Raw genomic sequence first — 1,798 nt, forward strand, 5'->3', positions numbered from 1 at the left:
ACGTATAGGAAGAATAAACGCCCTTTTCACCCAAGTCCAACAGCTTTGGACCGCAGTTGACTCTTTCGACACCCCTGCGATGCAACCCAATCCGTCTGACGGGGAGCCAGCAACGCTGAAAATTTACCCTCCTCTTTCCCACTAGCGGCTCCTTTTCCGACAACCAGCACGGCGGATCCCTGCCGCGGCGCTGTGAACGCAGCATTTTGATTGGTATCGTTGGCCTTCAGGCTCGTCAGTCAAACAGACCCAGGAGCAGCTCAGCCGGTGGCGCCCGGCTTTCGGGTAACGCCCTGGTCCCGCTGGTTTCGGCTTTGTGCTTCAGGTGATCAAGGATCTGCTTGATCACTATAGGGTCTTCAATGCAGGCGATGACTTTCATGGCGCCGCCGCAGCCGCTGCAGGTCTCGATGTCGATATTGAAAACACGCTTGAGCCGTTGCGCCCATGTCATCGACGCTCGCCGTTGTGCTGGTGTTGCCGGTTCATCAGCCACCCTGACCTTGTTGCCCCTGCCCCGTTTTGCCGGCGTGACCAACGCCCGGTGCCGACTGTTGGGTGCGAACACCCCGTGGAAGCGGGTTAGGTTGACTCTGGGCTTCGGTACCAGGGCGGCCAGCCTTGCAATGAAATCCAATGGTTCGAAAATGACGTGCGTGGTGCCGTCCCGGTACGGCGTCTTGAGCTGGTAGCGCACGTTGCCGCCTCGTGTTAACGACAGCCGCTTCTCGGATACCGCCGGGCGGCTGATGTACCGGCACAGCCGTTCGAGCTTCTTGCGTTCATCGGCCCTGGCCGCCACGCCGGCGTGCAGGCTGGACCCGGCTACCTTGCCAATCCCGTCACCGAACGGATCACCACTGGTCGGCAGAGTTTGCAAAGTGAACACCTTTCGCCCCGCCTGTGAACCGACAGCGATACGGTAAGTGATCGAGTGCCCCAGCAGGGGTGTCATCGGGTCGTCATCCACCGCATCCGAGGCCAGATAGCTGTTTTCGACATCCCGTTCCAGCAGGCCTTGCCGTTCCAGATAGCGACCCACCCGGTGGGCGATGGTGTGCGTCAGCTGGGTGAGCTCTGGGCTGGTCGGCGCCTTGACCCAGCGGAAACGCGCTGAGCCGTGGGATTGCTCGACATACACACCGTCGAGAAACAGCATGTGGAAGTGAACATTCAGATTGAGCGCCGATCCAAAACGCTGGATCAGGGTGACCGCGCCCGTCTTGGCCACTTGGTGGGTATGGCCCGCTTTCTTGACCAGGTGCGTGGCAATGACGCGGTAAACGATGCCCAGCACCCACCCCATGATCTCGGGCCGGCTGGCAAACAGGAAACGCAGCTGAAACGGGAAGCTCAACACCCACTGACGCATGGGTTGTTCAGGCAGTACTTCATCAACCAGCAAGGCGGCACTTTCGGCCATCCGCCGCGCCCCACAGCTCGGGCAGAAACCGCGACGCTTACAGCTGAAAGCGACCAGGTGCTCGGCGTGGCAAGACTCGCAGCGAACCCGTAGAAAGCCATGCTCCAGCCGCCCGCATTGGAGAAATTCTTCAAATTCCCGTTGCACATAGCCCGGCAATTCCTTTCCCTGCTCTGCCATAAGCGCAGCGAATGCCGGGTAATACTCGTCAACGATCTGATAGAGAAGGGTTTGCTCGGGTCGGTGGCTCTGGTAACGACCAGTATCCCGATCCCGGCTGGCCGTCCTGGCCGCCACATGAGGCATGTTCCGCGTCCTTGCAATACTGTGTTTACATACAGTCTATCGCTTAGCGGAAAGTTCTTTTACCCTCAG

The 1,798-nt window shown here is 59.5% G+C and carries 1 protein-coding gene; it reads right to left on the reverse strand.

Annotation, left to right across the window (positions count from 1 at the left end; all coding sequences use genetic code 11):
- Window positions 1–235 precede the first annotated feature (235 nt).
- Entirely contained in the window at window positions 236–1,729 is a 1,494-nt protein-coding gene (locus K5R89_RS26995; RefSeq protein WP_001120888.1) for an IS91-like element ISVsa3 family transposase, read from the reverse strand.
- Window positions 1,730–1,798 lie beyond the last annotated feature (69 nt).

This window comes from Klebsiella sp. TF21-TM, from assembly GCF_019753495.1.
Taxonomy (GTDB): Bacteria; Pseudomonadota; Gammaproteobacteria; order Enterobacterales; family Enterobacteriaceae; genus Klebsiella; species Klebsiella quasipneumoniae.